Raw genomic sequence first — 16,259 nt, 5'->3', positions numbered from 1 at the left:
CGTCGATCGAGGGGCGAATTCGTTACGGTTCTCGGTCTGTCCGACTACCCTGAGTCCCGGGTGCCTGCTGCGGTGCGGGCTTCGGGGATGGGGACCTCATGCCATTGCAACCGCGATTTCGCAGGTCCGCGGGTTCTCAGCGCCGGTTCGTCGATCGGGAAGAGGCGACGGCGATCTTCGAGGGCGCGTGGAACGCCGGTGGGGACGGCCTACGGGTCGTGAACGTGACCGGCGTTGGCGGGATCGGGAAGTCGCGGTTCCTGCGCGAGTGCCAGTCACGACTGGAGTCCGAGGCCCGAACGGTGCTGCTCGACCTCCAGATCCCGGCGCTGCGTGAGCAGGACGCGGCGCTCGCGGTGCTGCGCTCCAATCTCGGTGCCCAGGGCGCCTCGTTTCCGCGATACGACCTCGCATACCTCGCCCTGTGGCAGCGCCTGCACCCCCACCTGCAGATTTCCCTCGCCGATGTGGCGGCTCGACAGCAGAGCGAGGTCCTGGCCGATCTCGCGGACGCGGTGGGCGGGCTGCCGATCTTTCGGACCGTCGGCGGACTGCTCCGGGTCGCCGGTCGGTCATCCGAGAGGTTCAGGCGGTGGCGATGGCTCAAGAACGACGAGACCCTGCATCGGCTCGACGAGCTCGACCCCGCCGAACTCGCCGACGCCGCCACGTTCCTGTTCGCCGAGGACCTGCGCAGCGCGAGCGCGGAGCGGCGATACCTCGTCTGCGTCGACGCGTACGAGGCGTTGGTGGGCGGGAGCACCCGAGCGGGTCGGACCGCCGGGCTCGACGCCTGGTTGCGGGACCTCGTGTCGCAGTTGGACCGAGGCCTGGTCCTGATCGCGAGCCGAGAGCCGCTGGGCTGGGAGGCGTACGACAGCCAGTGGACCGCGCATCTGATCCCCCTGCCCCTGGACGGGCTGCCCATGACCGCGCGCGTCGAACTGCTCGAAGCGCATGGGGTATCCGACGTCCGCGCGCGCACCGCCCTGGCCAGGGCCAGTTCCGGTGTGCCGTTCTACCTGAACCTGGCCCTGGACGCGGATACCGGCGCGGACCGGGGCGACGGCGCGTTGACGCCGGCCGTGTCGGGGGAGGAGATCCTCGAACGGTTCCTCCAGCACGTGGACGCGCAAGAGGTCCGGCTGCTCGAAGTCCTCGCCGTGGCGCGCACGATCGACTACGACATCTTCCGCACCGTCGCGGCGGCGTTCGGGCTGTCGGCGGATCGGCGGACCTGGGAGACGTTGACCGCGTACTCCTTCGTCCAACCGGCGGGTGCCGAGCGATTCCAGTTGCACCAACTGATGGCGACCGAGCTGAGGGCACGCCAGACGACGGCGACGCGTCAGGCCGTACATCGCGTGCTGCGGGCGCTGTGGCGGGCCCGGGCCGACAATGTGGCGACGGGAGTCGCGAGCACGCGTCGCGCGACGGGCGTGCACCTGCGCGAGGTGGCCTTCCACAGTCTCTACGCCGGTGAGTTCGGGCCCGGTGAGCTGCTCACGCTCGCGGCGGAGATCGCCGCGAGCGGCGGCATTCGGTCCCTGGGCGGAGTCGTCGAGGACGTTCGGCGGTTCTGTGCGGCGGACGACCAACCGCGCGCCGAGTTGGAGATGGCCGCGCGCTGCGTCGAGGCCGAGACCGCGATCCTGGTCGGAGACGCCGAGCATGCCGAGGCCTTGACCCGAGGGTTGGCGGGTGTCGAGGGCGGCAGCTCGGCCCAGGTGCGGCTGGCACTGGCCGGCGCTGACGCGTTGCGGATGCTCGGACGGACCTCGGAGGCGCTCACCCGGTACTCGTCGTTGTGGCAGCAGGCCACGGTTCCCGAGGGCCGAAGCGCGGCGTTGTGGGCAGCCGACCTCTACATGGCCGGCGGGCGCTTTCGCGACGCGGAGAACGTGGTCGACGGGCTCACCGCCACACTGCGCCGCGACGAACACCTGTTGCGTGGGGACACGGCGAGGCTGATCCACCTGGGTCGGCGGTTCGCGTTCGACTTCCCGGCCGCCCGCAGCAACCTGGATCAGGCGCAACTGCACTACCTGGAGGCCGGATCCGCGGTCCGCCTGGCGAATCTGGTGGTCAATCGCGCCGAGTTCCTGGCCTGGACCGAACCCGAGCACGCCGGTGACGTGGCGGACGAGGCGATCGCGGTGCAGCGCGACATCGGCGCCCTGCACGAGTTGGGCAAGGCGTACACGGCCAAAGCCCTGGCCCTGCTTCGGTGCGGGCGCGTCGTCGAGGCCGAGGCGTCGTTGGACACCGCCCTGGAGGTCCTCGGACGTGCGCGTTACCGTTCGGGCACCGCCCGCGCCCAACTGGTCCGGTCCCTCGTGCTGCTCCGCCGCGGCGAATCCGAGAACGCCCGCGGTACCGCGGAGTGGGCGATTCGTGAATTCGAAGGTGCGGAGGTGTATCCGACGCTCGTGCTCGCGTCCTTGCACGTACTGCGCAGAGCCGGCCTGGAACGACCGGTTCACGCGGCCTCCCTCGCGCGAGCCCGCGCGGTGATCCGTCCGGTCGACTCCCTGGAGGCGTTGGAGGGAAGAGTCGACGCATGGGTCGCCACCATCCTGGGGGAATGAGCATGACGCCGGATCCGCTGACGCTCTATCGCACGGCGTGTGAATCGGGAATCAGCGCTTCCGGGTTCTACAACGACAACGTGCGATCCGAGACGGACGACGGGCCGGTGATCGTCCGGATCCCGATTCACGGTGCGGACGGCATGGATCTGCGTGTGTGGCCGGAGCAGGACGTGATCCGGGCGGTCGCGCCGTGGATCTCGGTGATCCCCGACGTTTTGCACGTCTCGGATGATCCGGCGTTCCAGATCCACCGGTTCATCCCGGGTGACGTGCTGGACGTGCTCGCGCCACGCGGGCGGTCGGTGCCCGCGCACCTGGCGACAGACGTGGTGGGCTTCTTCCGGGACCTGTCGAGAGTGCCGCTCGACGTGCTTCCCGCGTTGCCCGCGGATTGGCCCAAGGACGGGGACACCGCCGGGTTCGGGGCGCGTCTCTCGGCGGTCACCGCCGACGTCTGGCGGCGCTTCCGGACGCCCTATGCGTCGCTGTACGCGGCGTTGGGGGTCCCGGCGGATCCGCTCGCCCGGGTGGAAGCGGACTGGTCCGCCCTGACGTGTCGCCCGTTTCGCGCGTTGCACTGTGACGTCCATCGCAAGAACGTCATCGTGGCCGCCGGTCGGACCTACTTCCTCGACTGGGAACTCGCCCTCTGGGGGGACCCGTTGTACGACCTGGCCGTACACCTGCACAAGATGGACTACTTCCCGGACGAAGCCGACGCGGTGCGGAGCGGGTGGCTCGCGGCGATGCCCGACGACGTGCGCACCGAGGCTCTCGCGGATCTTCCCGTGTACATCCGGCACGAACGCGTCAAGTCGGCTCTCGTCGACACGGTGCGGTACTCCAAATTGATCCTGGCCGCGGTCGACCCGGCTACCGAGGCCCGACTCGTGGGTTCGCTGACCACGAAGCTCAACCGGGCCCGGGTCGTGTGGGGCGTGGGCGACCCGCTGGACCCCGGGGAGATCCGGCGGGTTCTCGGCGTGCACGGGCCTGTGCGGGAGTGAGCTCGGCGGGCGGCGGAGGTGGCGGGTGAGGGGGATCGCGCCGAGGGCGCGGGCGCGCGTGAGGAGGGCGTCTCGGATGGCGAGTCGGCCGGGGGCGCGGCCGCGCAGCAGACGGCTGAGGACGATCGTGGCGAGTGCGCCGAGTGCGCCGGGCAGGGCGTGTGGCCCGTGGGGTGGAGCGGGCGACGTGGCCGGGTGGCTTGGCTCGGGGTGGGTGTGGGTGGGTGGGTCGTGGTTTGTCGGGGCGTGGTCGGGACGCGCCGGAGATCGGGTGGGAGGGTGGGTTCGAGGGGCGGTCGGGCCGGTGTTCCCGGCGGAATCGCCGTTCGGCGGCCCGGGTTTCGGGGCGCGGAAGTCGTGGGCGCGCGGAATCGGGCGGGGGCTCGGGTAGCCTGATCGCTTGCCCGCGATCGCCCCCTCGGCCTGGAGCAGACCCGTCGCAGTGAGTACCGCAGCCGCGTCCCATCTGTCCCCGGCCTTCCCGAACCGTGCCTCCTGGGGCACCGCGAACAAGCTGCGCGCATGGCAGCAGGGGGCCCTCGACACCTACCTCGCACGCCAACCGCGCGACTTCCTCGCGGTGGCCACGCCGGGCGCCGGCAAGACCACGTTCGCGCTGCGGATCGCCTCCGAACTGCTGGACGCGCACGTGATCCACCAGATCACCATCGTCGCGCCGACCGAGCACCTCAAGAAGCAGTGGGCCGAGGCCGCCGCGCGCATAGGCCTGCGGATCGACCCGAACTATTCGAGCTCGTCGGGCCCGGTCTCCCGGGAGTACCACGGCATCGCGGTCACCTACGCGGGTGTCGGCGTGCATCCGATGTTGCACCGCCGCCGGGTGGAGAACCGCAAGACGCTGGTGATCCTGGACGAGATCCACCACGCGGGCGACAGCAAGTCGTGGGGCGAGGCGTGCATGGAGGCGTTCGAGCCGGCCACCCGCCGGCTCGCGCTGACCGGCACGCCGTTCCGCTCGGACATCAACCCGATTCCGTTCGTCGCGTACGAGGAGGGCAAGGACGGGATCCGCCGCTCGTCCGCCGACTACACCTACGGCTACGGCCACGCGCTCTCGGACGGCGTGGTACGCCCGGTCATCTTCCTGTCCTACTCGGGCGACCTGCGCTGGCGGACCAAGGCCGGCGACGAGATCGCGGCCTCGCTCGGCGAGCCGATGACCAAGGACGCGATCAGCCAGGCCTGGCGTACCGCGCTGGATCCGCAGGGCTCGTGGATGCCGCAGGTGTTGCGGGCCGCCGACAAGCGGCTGGGCGAGGTACGCAAGGCCATCCCGGACGCCGGCGGCCTGGTGATCGCCACCGACCACGAGTCGGCTCGGGCGTACGCGCGGATGATCCGCGAGATCACCGGACAGGGCGCCACCCTGGTGTTGTCCGACGACGCCGGCGCGTCGAAGAAGATCGAGGACTTCTCCGCGTCCGAGGACCGCTGGATGGTCGCGGTGCGGATGGTGTCCGAGGGCGTGGACGTACCCCGCCTCTCGGTGGGCGTGTTCGCCACCACGATTTCCACGCCGCTGTTCTTCGCGCAGGCCGTGGGGCGCTTCGTCCGGGCCCGGCGCCGGGGCGAGACCGCGTCGGTGTTCCTGCCCTCCGTGCCGACGCTGCTCCAGCACGCGAACGAGATGGAGATCGAGCGCGACCACGTGCTGGACCGTCCGAAGAAGGAGGGCGGGATGTACGACGAGGAGGACGCCCTCCTCGCGCAGGCCAACGCGCAGAAGGACGAGCCGGGGCAGCAGGAGGAGTTCGCGTTCGAGGCGCTGGAGAGCGAGGCGCGCTTCGACCGGGTGCTGTTCGACGGCGCGGAGTTCGGGCTTCAGGCGCACGTGGGCAGCGAGGAGGAAGAGGAGTACCTCGGCCTTCCCGGGTTGCTCGAACCCGACCAGGTCCAGATGCTGCTCCAGTCCCGGCAGGCCAAGCAGGTGGCCAAGAGCCGGCGCAAGCCGGACCACCAGGCCGACCTGTCGGAGAAGCCGGCCGACCAGCGCCCGGTGGTGACGCACCGTCAGATGACGGCGATGCGCAAGGAACTCAACACGATGGTGGCCGCTTGGCACCACCGCACCGGGCAGACCCACGGACAGATCCACAACGAGCTGCGCCGGGTGTGCGGCGGGCCGGCGGTGGCACAGGCGTCGGTTGGACAGTTGGAGGCGCGGATCGGCAAGATCCGCGAGTGGGCCACGTCCGGGCGCTGATTCGCGCGGGGCCGGGTGGCCGGAGCCGTCATCGGGGCATCGGGTCATCCGGTCGCCTCGTCGTCGGGCCGCGGGTCGAGGGTCGAGGGTCACCAGATCATCGGCCACCGGATCGTTTGTCGCTGGATCATCGGTCACCAGATCATCGAGTCGCGATTGCGGGCTCGGCTGTGCTTTGGTGCCCGGGTGTCGGCACGAGTCCGGTCCGGATGCGATCAGGCTGCGGATTCGGGGCCGGTCGTGTGGTCGATCCGGGTGTCGGCCGGGGTGTCGGTCGGAGTGGCTATCTCATTGGTTGGGACGATGTGTCCGACTGGTGAGTACGGAGCCGTCCGGTCATGCTCTCGGGGGGACGTGGCGAGGATCGCATTTGGCGAATTACACATTACGTGCTACATGTCCCGAAAGATCTGTTATTTTTCCTGTCCGTATCCCGGATATCCGGTGCCAAAAGTGCCCTCTCTGGTTAGCGTGATCCTCCGACGCGCCGAGCAGGAGAAACCGTCCTGCTCGGACGTGGGAATCCGTTCGGCCTGCCCGCCGAGTGGTGACGAGTACGTGTCCTGGCCCCATGACCTGGCGCCGCACAGCCTCGCGAATGTGGCGTTCCGTTCGGGGATCGAGCGCCGCTGGACGTAATGCAACGTCACGCGAAGGGAGGGGGGCCGGTGGTCGCCGAAACGTCACAGACCCTGGACCGAGGGCTCAAGGTCCTCGAACTGCTCGCCGATGCCTCGGACGGATTGTCGGTACACGACATCGCCGCCGCACTCGGCGTCAATCGCACCGTCGTCTATCGCATCCTCGCCACACTCGAACAGCACGGCCTGGTCCGGCGCGACGACAGCGGCCGCACCACACTCGGTCTGGGCGCGCTGCAACTGGCCCGTCGGGCGCATCCGCTGGTCCGCGACGCGGCGGTGCCATGTCTGCGCCGGCTCGCCGAGGAGACCGGGGCCACCGCGCACCTGACCATCGTGGACGGCATGGAGGCCCTGGTGGTCGCGGTGGCCGAGCCCACTTGGACCGACTACCACGTGGCCTACCGGGTCGGTTCGCGGCACGCGCTGGACGCGGGCGCGGCGGGTCTGGCGATCCTGGCCGCGCGCCGGGTGGTGGCGGGGCTGGACGGGCCCAGGTCCTACGTGTACGCGCCCGGCGACGGTCGGCACACGGTGCCCGGGATCGCCGCCTCGGTGCCCGATCTCGCCGCCGTCGAGTCGAGCGTCGGGATCGTCTCGCTGGGCAACCTGGACACCGAACGACTGGGCCGCCGGGTGGCCGAGGCGGCGGCCGAGTTGTCCGACGAACTGGGCGGAATGCGCGTCTCCGCCGCATAGGTCGGACGGCGCGACGCGGCGGACGACCCGGGTCGCGGTGCGGGTGGGGTGAGTCCGGTACGGCGCGTCGGGCCGGGCCGTGTTTAATGCCAGGCGTGGCCCGTACCAAGCTCACCCTCCCGGTGTCTCTGCTCCTCGTCGCGATCCTGTTCGGCTTCGCGTTCCTGGTGCCGATGCCGTACGTCCTGATCACACCGGGATCGGTGGCCGACACACTCGGCGACGACGCGGGGCGGCCGGTGGTCGAGATCTCCGGGCCCGCCACGGTGTACCCGACGACCGGGCACCTGTTGTTGACCACGATCCACGCGAGCGGACGCGACGAGAAGCACCGGCTGGCGTCGCTGCTCGGTGCGTGGTGGGACACGGAAGAGGCGGTTGTCCCGAGGAAGTCCGTCTACCCGGACGGCAAATCAATCGAGCAGGTCGTCGAGACCAACGCCAAGGACATGGTCAAGTCGCAGGACAGCGCGACCGTCGCGGCGCTGAAGTACCTCGGCAAGTCGCCGGACCAGGTCAAGGTCACGCTGCATCTGAGCGATGTCGGCGGGCCGAGCGCGGGTCTGTTCTTCGCGCTGGGCATCGTGGACAAGCTGACCGAGGGTCAACTCACGGGCGGACGGACGATCGCCGGCACGGGGTCGATCGACGGCAATGGCAAGGTCGGCGAGATCGGTGGGCTGCCGATGAAGCTGTTGGCGGCGAAGCGGGCGGGGGCGACGGTGTTCGTGTTGCCGAAGGGGGAGTGCGGGGAGGCTGGGCGGGTGGAATCCGGGGGGCTTCGGTTGGTTCCGGTCGAGACGCTCTCGGGGGCGGTCGACGCGCTCAACGCGTTGAACGCGGGGGGCAAAGTCGCCTCGTGTTGATTTTGGCCTCAAGCGCCGGCCGGGCCGGATTGGGTTCGGCTGACCTCATGCGACGGTCGGGCCGAGGGGAGTTCGGCTGACCTCGGGCGCTCGTTTGGCTGGGTTGGCCTCGAGCGCCGGCCGGGCCGAGGGGAGTTCGGCCGACAGGACAGCGCGCCAAGGCGCGTGACGCATCGTCGGTCCCCGTTCCATGGTCAACCCCCGGCCCGCAGACCGCGCGGACGCAGGCCCGTCTCGGCGAGGGACGCCGGCCAGTCCACCGTGAGCGCGAGCACCACGGTCGGCACGCTGCCGACGATCAGCACGAGCGTGCGCTGGAGCAGGATCCCGTCCTGGATGACGTCGCCGAGCCCGCCCGCGTCGACGAACGTGGCCGGCGTCGCGATGCCCACGTTCAGCACCGGTGCGTTGCGTACGCCGGCCGGCACGAGCGGTACCGCGAGCGGGAGTTCGACCCTGAACAGGACGCCCGGCATGGACGTGCCGATCCCGCGCGCCGCCTCGACCGGTTGCCGGTCCACGTCCTTGAGGCCGGCGATGGTGCTGCTCGGCACCGGGAGCACCGCGTAGGCCACCGCGCCGATGATGGCCACCTCGACACCCACGCCCAACCACAGCGTGAGCAGTACGAGCAGCCCGATCGCCGGCGTGGCCTGACCGATGTCGGCCGGCGCCGGTGCGAACGGCGCGAATCGGCGGGCCCGTCGGCGGGTCGGCACGATGCCCGGCGGGATCGCGATCACCAGCACCAGCACCAGCACCAACACCGTGGACACCGCGGTCAATTGGATGTGCTCGATGATCCGGCGGCGGACGTTGGGCCAGGCCGGCGTGACACGTTCGATCGGATCCGGCTCCTGGTGGTCGACCCCCTGCCACAACACGAGCAGCACCAGGCCCAGGAAGATCGGCATCACCACGAAGTCGGTCCACCGAAAGCGCGAGGGCAGCGCGGCGCGGGTCTCGGTGTCGACCGTGGGCCCGACCGGGCGCACCTGCGGTCCGCCGCTCACCGCCGGCCGTTCTCGGCCGCGTGTGCGCCGTCCTGGTGACCGGCGCGCCGTTCCTCCTCCAAGCGCTGCACCTCGCGCCGCGCCTCCGACTCCTCCAGGTGCTCGCGCGCGGCCTCGCGGTCGGCTTCGAGCATCTCCTGGATCGACGCCATCAGCGTCTCGATCGAGACCACCCCGACGTACTCGCCGCGTGCGCCGGTGACCGCGACCTTGCCGCCGCCCTCGGTCAGGATCACGTCCAGCGCGTCCCGCAGCGTCGCGTCGCGGGTGACCGTGTCGCCCACCTCGTGCGCGGCCACCGCGAGCCCGGGGCCGCCGCGCCGGACCTTCTCGCGCCGCAGCCAACGGGTGGGCCGGCGCCGGTCGTCCAACAGCAGCACCTCGTCGGCCCGGTGCTCGCCCGCGGCCCGGCGGATCGTCTCGATGTCGTCGCGCATCCCCGCGGTGGCGAACGGCTTCACCTCGACGTCGCGCACCCGGGACAGGGTCAGCCGCTTCAGCGCGGCGCCCGCCCCGACGAAGCCGGCCACGAACTCGTCGGCCGGGTTGGTCAGGATCGCCTCGGGGGTGTCGTACTGGGCGACGTGCGACTGCTCGCGTAGCACCACGATCTTGTCGCCGAGCTTGACCGCCTCGTCGAAGTCGTGCGTGACGAACACGATCGTCTTGTGCAACTCGTGTTGGATCCGGATGAGTTCGTCCTGGAGGTGGCCGCGCGTGATGGGGTCGACCGCGCCGAACGGCTCGTCCATCAACAACACCGGCGGGTCGCCCGCGAGTGCTCGCGCGATGCCGACCCGCTGCTGTTGACCGCCGGAGAGTTGGCGCGGATATCGGTTGCGGAACTCGGCGCTGTCCAGGCCCACGGTCTCCAGGAGTTCGTCCACCCGGGTGGACACCTTCGACCGGCCCCAGCCGAGCATCCTCGGCACCAGCGCGATGTTCTGAGCGACCGTCATGTGCGGGAACAGACCGCTGTTCCGGATCGCGTAGCCGATCTTGCGGCGCACCTTGACCGGATCCAGGTGGGTGACGTCCCGGTCGTCGATCGAGATCTGCCCCGAGGTCGGCTCGATCAGCCGGTTGATCATCTTCATCGTGGTGGTCTTGCCGCTGCCGGACGGACCGACGAACACCACGAATTGGCCGGCCGGGATCTCCAGGGTGACCCGATCGACGGCGGCCGTCCGCTGCCCGGGGAAGTGCTTGGTGAGCTCTTCGAGTCGAATCGTCGCGCCGTTGACGTCAGTCACGGATCCCCCTGGAGACGGTCAGCCGGCCGAGGAGCACGTACGCGGCGTCGAAGAGGAGGGCCGACACGACCACGCCCAGGGTGCCCGCCCAGGCCGCGTTGATCGCGTTCTCGCTGCCCAGGCGGGCCAGTCCGGTGAAGATCTCGTTGCCCAGTCCCGGACCCGACACAAAGGCCGAGATCGCCGCGATGCCCATGATCATCCGGGTGGACATCCGGATGCCGGTGAGCAGCGCGGGCCACGCGAGCGGCAATTCGACGCGGAGCAGGATCATCGCCCGGTTCATCCCGATCCCGCGCGCGGCGTCCACAAGCTGTGGATCCACGCCGGCCAGACCCACGATGGCGTTGCGCACGATTCGCAGCAGCGCGTACGGCACCAGTGCGACCACGGTCGGTGCGACACCGAGGCCGAGCAGCGGGATCGGCAGGCCGAGCAGCGCGAACGAGGGAATGATCAGGATGGTCGCGGTGGTGCCGATCGCGATCCGGGACGCGAGCGCGCCGCGGTAGGTGGCGATCGCCACCACGACCCCGATCGGCGTCGCGATCACCATGTACTGGAACACGGCGCTCGCGTGCATCCAGGTCTCGATCCAAAGCTGCTCGCGGCGGCTGGAGACGTAGTCCCAGAAGCTCAACACAGCCCTTCCCGCGAACCCGGTGCCGACCGCGGTCGGTTACCGTCGTGGTACGTCCGGGAAACGCGGGATGGGCCGAGCGGGTCCGATTCGTCACCCGTTCCGGTGCGCTGTCACCCGTCCGGCTCGGGTCCGGTGCCGGTGACCCGCACCCGTCCTCCCGGCCCCGCGTTCACCCCTGCGGGCGCCGCTGTCAGCCGTCCGTCACCGCGCACTCCACCAAGGGCAACACCCGGTAGGGCACCGGGTTCTCCAGCGCGATCGTGGTGGACGCGCGGACCACCCCGTCCAGTTCGATGATCTGCTCGATCACCCGTTGCAGGTGCGCGTTCGAGCGCGCGACGATCCGGCACAGCAGGTCGCCCCGACCGGTGATCGCGTGTACTTCGAGCACCTGTGGCACACACTCCAGGTCCTTGCGCAGGTCGCGCCCCTGCCCCTGGCGGATCTCCAGAGTGGCGAACGCGGTCACCGAGAAGCCGAGCGTGGCGGGGTCCACGTCCGGCCCGAAGCCCCTGATCACCCCTGCCTCGCGCAGTCGATCGAGGCGCGCCTGTACGGTTCCGCGTGCCACCGCGAGCCGGCGCGAACACTCCACGACACCGATCCGCGGTGTTTCCACCAACAGCCGGATCAGCGCGGCATCCAACCGGTCGATCTGCAAGGTGCCCTCCCTCGGGGGACTGGTTTCCCGGTGCCTACCCTGGGGCCATTCACGGCCACACCGGGAGGCAGCATGACCACCGACCTGATCGAGGCATTGCGGGAGGAGCTACCCGCGCACGCCCTGGTGACGGACGCGGACATCGCCGCATCGTACGCGCGCGACATGGCCGGCCTGTGTGCGGCCGGTAACCCTGCGGTGGTGGTCCTTGCCGAGACCACCGAGCAGGTCCGACACGTGATGCGGGTCGCCACGCGACTGCGGGTACCGGTGGTCCCGCAGGGCGCGCGCACCGGCCTGTCCGGCGGCGCCAACGCCGTCGACGGCTGCATCGTGCTCTCGCTGGTCCGGATGAACCGCATCCTGCAGATCGATCCCGTCGACCGCACGGCCGTGGTCGAGGCGGGTGTGATCAACGCCGATCTGTCCAAGGCGACCGCCGAGTACGGCCTGGTCTACCCGCCGGACCCGTCCAGTTGGGAGACCTGCACGATCGGCGGCAACATCGGCACCGGCGCGGGCGGGCTGTGCTGCGTCAAGTACGGGGTGACCGCCGAGTACGTGCTCGGCCTGGACGTGGTGCTCGCCGACGGGGAACTGCTGCGCACCGGACGGCGGACCGCCAAGGGCGTCGCGGGCTACGACCTGACCCGGCTGTTCGTCGGCGCGGAGGGCACCCTCGGCGTGGTCACCCGGGCCACGCTCGCGCTGCGGCCCACGCCGCCGCCCGCGCTGGTGACCGTGGCCCAGTTCGCGAGCACGGGTTCGGCGGCCCGCGCGGTCTCGGCGATCATGGCGGCCGGGCACACCCCCTCGCTGATGGAGCTGATGGACGGCACCACGCTGCGCGCGGTGAACGCGATGGCCAACATGGGTCTGCCGGAGCACAGCGCCGCGCTGCTGCTGATCGCGGTGGACACCCCGGAGCCCGCCGCCGAGTTGGCCGCGATCGAGGCGATCTGTACCGAGGCCGGCGCGTTCGAGGCGTTCACCGCCGAGGACGCCGAGGACTCGGCGCTGTTCATGCAGGCCCGCCGGCTCGCGCTGCCCGCGCTGGAGCGGCTGGGCACGAGCATGATCGACGACGTCGCGGTGCCGCGCTCGCGGTTGGGGGACATGCTCGACGGGGTGGCCGCGATCGCCGAGCGGCACGACACGGTGATCGGGGTGTGCGCGCACGCGGGAGACGGGAACACCCACCCGATCGTGATCTTCGACGCGACCGACCCGGCGGCGGTCGAGCGGGCCGGGGTGGCGTTCGACGCGATCATGCGCCTGGGCCTGGACCTCGGTGGCACGATCACCGGCGAGCACGGTGTGGGCATGCTCAAGCGGGACTGGCTCGCCGAGGAACTGGGGCCGGTGGGCGTGCGGGTGCATCGAAGCGTCAAGGCGGCGTTCGATCCGCTGGGGATTCTCAACCCGGGGAAGGTGATCTGAGCGGGGCCGGGACGTGGGGATGTCGGGTCCTCGGGTCGTCGGGTCGTGGTGTGCGGGCTGTGGTGACGTGGGTGGCGGGGCTTGGTTCGGGACGGGGTCGCGACGGGCCCGGCCTCTGGCCGGCATGCGCCTCGGGCACGCGAGCGGCTGGGGCACGGGCTGGGTAGCCGAGCGGTCCGGTCGTGGCTCGGACACGGGCTTGGTCACCGGCCTGGTCGGGGCTCCGTCGGGGCTCCGTAGGGGCTCGGTGCGGTGGGTCGGGTGCGGTGGCCGGTTGTGGTGGTTCGGGACGGTGTTGGTCCTTTGGAAGTCCCACCACGTACTCCTGAGGGGGCATGCCTCGGGGGTAGCTCGGGGTTCGGGTCGTCCTGGGGTAGTAGGCCCGATCGGCACTCCCGGCCGACGCCCGGATGGGGGTACGGCGCCTAGATTTGCTGGTGTCGCTCCTGTTGGGGCGTACGGTGCCGCCCTCTCGGGCGGGGCGGGTTCGGATGGAGGTGGCGGTCGTGGAGAAGCGGGACAGTCGAGAGGTACGGGTCGCGGCGATCGCGCTGCGCCGGCGTCGACAGGCACGCGCCCAGGCCACCGCCCGACTCGTCACCGCGATCCGCCGCGCCGCCTGACCCCGGACTCGACCGCGCGATCACGGCGCGTGAACGCGGCCTTCGATCACTGCGCGCGTCCCTGTGGATTACTCAACCGGGGACTGCCGATCCAGGGACAAGTGGTCCCTGGTTACCGGGCTCGGGAGCGCCGATCCTGAGGGCATGAACGATCGACGCGAACTGGCCGACTTCCTGGTGTGCAGCCGCGGCCGGCTCTCCCCGGCGGATGTGGGGCTGCCCGACGGGGCCCGGCGACGAACCGCCGGGCTGCGGCGCGAGGAGGTCGCGCGGCTGGCCGGGATGTCGGTCGACTACTACGCGCGGCTGGAACAGAACCGGGGTCCCAATCCGTCGCCGCAACTTCTCGCCGCGCTGGCCCGCGCGCTGCGGCTGGACCGGGCCGGCCGCGATCATCTCTTCCACCTGGCCGGGCAGCTGCCGCCGGGACGGTCGTCGGGGTGCGACGAGCACGTGTCGCCGGCGCTGTTGCTGATGCTCGACCGGTTGCACGACGTACCGGCGCAGGTGCTGTCGGATCTGGGCGACGTGCTGGCGCAGAACGCGATGGCGGTGGCGCTGATGGGGCCGAACGTCGGGCGCAACCTCCTGGTGCGGTGGTTCACCGAGCCGGCTTCGCGGGTGCGCTATCGGGCGGTGGACGCGGAGGCGATGTCCCGGGCTTACGTGGCGGATCTGCGTGCCGCCGGTGAGGTGCGGAGGGACGACGCTCGACCGGCGGCGCTGGTGGCGCGGTTGCGCTCGGAGTCGGCGGAGTTCGCGGCGCTGTGGGATGAGGGGCGGGCGTGGCCGCCCGGGGTGGACGGGCGGCCTGGGGTGGACGGGCGGTCCGAAGGGGACGGGCGGTCTGAGGGGGACGTGCGGCCTGGGGTGGATGCGCGGCCTGGGGTGGCTGGGCATGGGGTGGCTGGGCGGCGTGAGGTGGAGGAGACGATTCGGCATCCGGAGGTCGGGGAGATCGCCTTGCGGTGCCAGGTGCTTGATGCCGTGGAGGCGGGGCAGCGGTTGGTCGTGTACACGGCTGCGCCCGGAAGTTCGGCGGCGGATCGGTTGGCGTTGCTGCGGGTGGTGGGGGTGCAGGTTCTGTTCGGGGCGGTGGCCCCGGATGCGAATTGGGTTGAGTGACGGGGTTGGCCTCATGCGCCGGCCGGGCTGAGTGGCCTCATGTGCCGGCCGGCTGAGTGGCCTCGTGTCCCGCCCGGGACGAGTGGTTCGATGCCCGGGCGGGCTGAGGTGGGGGCTCGGGTGGGGTCAGGGGTGGTGGGGGAGGAGGGTGGTCAGGTGGGATCGGTTTACGGTCAGGCCGGATTCTTGGGCTGCTTCGATGCTGAGGTCGGGCGGGAAGCCGTGTGAGTCGTAGAGGGTGAAGATCGTTTCCGCGGGGAGGTCGGGTTCGCCCGCTTCGAGGCGGCGGCGAATTGCCTTGTCGAGGAGGCGGGTGCCTCGGGTGAGGGTGCGGTCGAAGGATTCCTCCTCGCGGGTGGTCTCGGATTCGATCAGGGAAGCCGCTTGGGTGAGTTCGGGCCAGGTGGGGCCGAGGTTCGCCACCACGCTCGCGGTGGTCGGGGGCAGGATCGGGCCCTGGATGCCGAGGCGACGACCGTGTCGGATCGCTCTGCGCATCAGCCGGCGCAGCACGTACCCCGTGCCCTCCTTGCTCGGTCGGATGCCGTCCGCGAGGAGGAACGCGATCGCCCGTGCGTGGTCGGTGACCACTTCGAAGGACACCCGGTCGGGGTCGTCCCGGTCGAGGCGGGAGTGCTCGCGGCCCGCCAGGTCCTCCACGCTCGTGAGGGTGGGGCGCAGCAGGTCGGTCCCGATGACGCCGTCGACGCCCTGGAGTACGGTCGCGAGTCGGTCCAGGCCCAGGCCGGTGTCGACGCCGGTGCGCGGGAGGTCGCCCAGTACCGGGAAGCCGCCGTCGGGCTCGGTCTCGCCGCGCACACTGCGCATGAAGACCAGGCTCCACAGTTCGACGAAGCGCTCGGGGTCGATCGCCGGTCCGCCCTCGCGCCCGAACGCCGGGCCCCGGTCGTAGGTGACGTCGGAGCAGGGTCCGCACGGTCCCGGTACGCCCATCGACCAGAAGTTGTCCGCCGCGCCGAGGCGTTGGATCCGCGCCGACGGGACGCCGACCGAGCGCCAGATCCGCGCCGACTCGTCGTCGTCCTCGTACACGGTGATCCACAGCCGGTCCGGGGAGAGGTCGAAGGGGCCGGTCAGCAGGTCGTACGCGAACCCGATCGCCTCCTCCTTGAAGTAGTCGCCGAAGGAGAAGTTGCCGAGCATCTCGAAGAAGGTCGAGTGCCGGCGGGTGTGCCCGATGTTGTCGATGTCCACGGTGCGTACGCACTTTTGTACCGACGTCGCCCGGGGGAACCCGGGCTCGACGTCGCCCAGGAACCACGGCTTGAACTGGTTCATCCCCGCGTTGGACACGAGCAGGCTCGGATCGGGCGGCAGCAGCGACCCGGACGGTACGAGGCGGTGGCCGCGCGTGGTGAAGAAATCGAGGAAGGTGGAACGGATCTGCGGGGAGAGCATGGCGAATCGGCCTTCGCGAGAGCAGCGGGCGGTGGGAGTACACACACGCCGAGC

At 70.7% G+C, this 16,259-nt stretch carries 12 protein-coding genes; 7 read left to right on the top strand and 5 right to left on the bottom strand.

The features are described from left to right. Positions 1 to 98: 98 nt before the first annotated feature. The 5 genes from OG948_RS13935 to OG948_RS13915 all read left to right on the top strand — a co-directional run bounded on the left by OG948_RS13935 (position 99) and on the right by OG948_RS13915 (position 8,028). Positions 99 to 2,588, top strand: coding sequence for a hypothetical protein (locus tag OG948_RS13935; protein WP_406296650.1), 2,490 nt, complete (start codon positions 99 to 101; stop codon positions 2,586 to 2,588). Continuing rightward, positions 2,585 to 3,598: a phosphotransferase family protein gene (locus OG948_RS13930; protein WP_406296648.1), complete on the top strand. Its 1,014-nt coding sequence runs from the start codon at positions 2,585 to 2,587 to the stop codon at positions 3,596 to 3,598. Before OG948_RS13935 ends, OG948_RS13930 begins: the two co-directional genes overlap by 4 nt. A 442-nt stretch (positions 3,599 to 4,040) precedes the next feature. Next, positions 4,041 to 5,822, top strand: a complete 1,782-nt coding sequence (locus tag OG948_RS13925) for a DEAD/DEAH box helicase (RefSeq protein ID WP_406296646.1) — start codon at positions 4,041 to 4,043, stop codon at positions 5,820 to 5,822. A gap of 668 nt (positions 5,823 to 6,490) precedes the next feature. Next, on the top strand, positions 6,491 to 7,162 hold the full coding sequence (locus OG948_RS13920; protein WP_406296644.1) for an IclR family transcriptional regulator: 672 nt from the start codon (positions 6,491 to 6,493) through the stop codon (positions 7,160 to 7,162). 86 nt (positions 7,163 to 7,248) lie between these two features. Beyond that, the gene (locus OG948_RS13915; protein WP_406296643.1) at positions 7,249 to 8,028 is read left to right on the top strand and encodes a PDZ domain-containing protein; all 780 of its coding nucleotides are present in this window, start codon (positions 7,249 to 7,251) and stop codon (positions 8,026 to 8,028) included. 194 nt (positions 8,029 to 8,222) lie between these two features. On the opposite strand, the gene OG948_RS13910 is transcribed toward OG948_RS13915, so the two are convergent. From OG948_RS13910 to OG948_RS13895, 4 genes are all read right to left on the bottom strand, one after another. Beyond that, positions 8,223 to 9,041: an ABC transporter permease gene (locus OG948_RS13910; RefSeq protein WP_406296641.1), complete on the bottom strand. Its 819-nt coding sequence runs from the start codon at positions 9,039 to 9,041 to the stop codon at positions 8,223 to 8,225. Continuing rightward, a complete protein-coding gene (locus OG948_RS13905; protein WP_406296639.1) occupies positions 9,038 to 10,294 on the bottom strand; it encodes an ATP-binding cassette domain-containing protein in 1,257 nt (418 codons plus the stop codon). Before OG948_RS13905 ends, OG948_RS13910 begins: the two co-directional genes overlap by 4 nt. Beyond that, positions 10,287 to 10,934 (bottom strand): ABC transporter permease, encoded by a 648-nt coding sequence (locus tag OG948_RS13900; protein ID WP_406300252.1) that lies wholly within the window; start codon positions 10,932 to 10,934, stop codon positions 10,287 to 10,289. Before OG948_RS13900 ends, OG948_RS13905 begins: the two co-directional genes overlap by 8 nt. A gap of 193 nt (positions 10,935 to 11,127) precedes the next feature. Further along, on the bottom strand, positions 11,128 to 11,598 hold the full coding sequence (locus OG948_RS13895) for an Lrp/AsnC family transcriptional regulator (RefSeq protein ID WP_406296637.1): 471 nt from the start codon (positions 11,596 to 11,598) through the stop codon (positions 11,128 to 11,130). A 72-nt stretch (positions 11,599 to 11,670) separates the two neighbouring features. Between OG948_RS13895 and OG948_RS13890 the strand changes: the two genes are divergently transcribed. Further along, a complete protein-coding gene (locus OG948_RS13890) occupies positions 11,671 to 13,038 on the top strand; it encodes an FAD-binding oxidoreductase (protein ID WP_406296635.1) in 1,368 nt (455 codons plus the stop codon). A gap of 767 nt (positions 13,039 to 13,805) precedes the next feature. Further along, on the top strand, positions 13,806 to 14,786 hold the full coding sequence (locus tag OG948_RS13885) for a helix-turn-helix domain-containing protein (protein WP_406296633.1): 981 nt from the start codon (positions 13,806 to 13,808) through the stop codon (positions 14,784 to 14,786). Between the two features lie 126 nt (positions 14,787 to 14,912). Here the strand turns inward: OG948_RS13885 and alaS are convergent, their stop codons facing one another. Next, complete coding sequence (gene alaS / locus OG948_RS13880) at positions 14,913 to 16,205, bottom strand: alanine--tRNA ligase (RefSeq protein WP_406296631.1); 1,293 nt, start codon at positions 16,203 to 16,205, stop codon at positions 14,913 to 14,915. Between the last annotated feature and the right edge of the window lie 54 nt (positions 16,206 to 16,259).

Origin of the sequence: Embleya sp. NBC_00888, assembly GCF_045207655.1 — a bacterium.
GTDB lineage: Bacteria > Actinomycetota > Actinomycetes > Streptomycetales > Streptomycetaceae > Embleya.
This window is presented reverse-complemented; position numbering and strand designations above follow the sequence as displayed.

Bases quoted from the DNA above. Each gene is read 5' to 3' on its own strand.
- OG948_RS13885 (WP_406296633.1), top strand. From the start codon at position 13,806: ATGAACGATCGACGCGAACTGGCCGACTTCCTGGTGTGCAGCCGCGGC.
- alaS (WP_406296631.1), bottom strand. From the start codon at position 16,205: ATGCTCTCCCCGCAGATCCGTTCCACCTTCCTCGATTTCTTCACCACG.
- OG948_RS13930 (WP_406296648.1), top strand. From the start codon at position 2,585: ATGAGCATGACGCCGGATCCGCTGACGCTCTATCGCACGGCGTGTGAA.
- OG948_RS13890 (WP_406296635.1), top strand. From the start codon at position 11,671: ATGACCACCGACCTGATCGAGGCATTGCGGGAGGAGCTACCCGCGCAC.
- OG948_RS13935 (WP_406296650.1), top strand. From the start codon at position 99: ATGCCATTGCAACCGCGATTTCGCAGGTCCGCGGGTTCTCAGCGCCGG.
- OG948_RS13915 (WP_406296643.1), top strand. From the start codon at position 7,249: ATGCCAGGCGTGGCCCGTACCAAGCTCACCCTCCCGGTGTCTCTGCTC.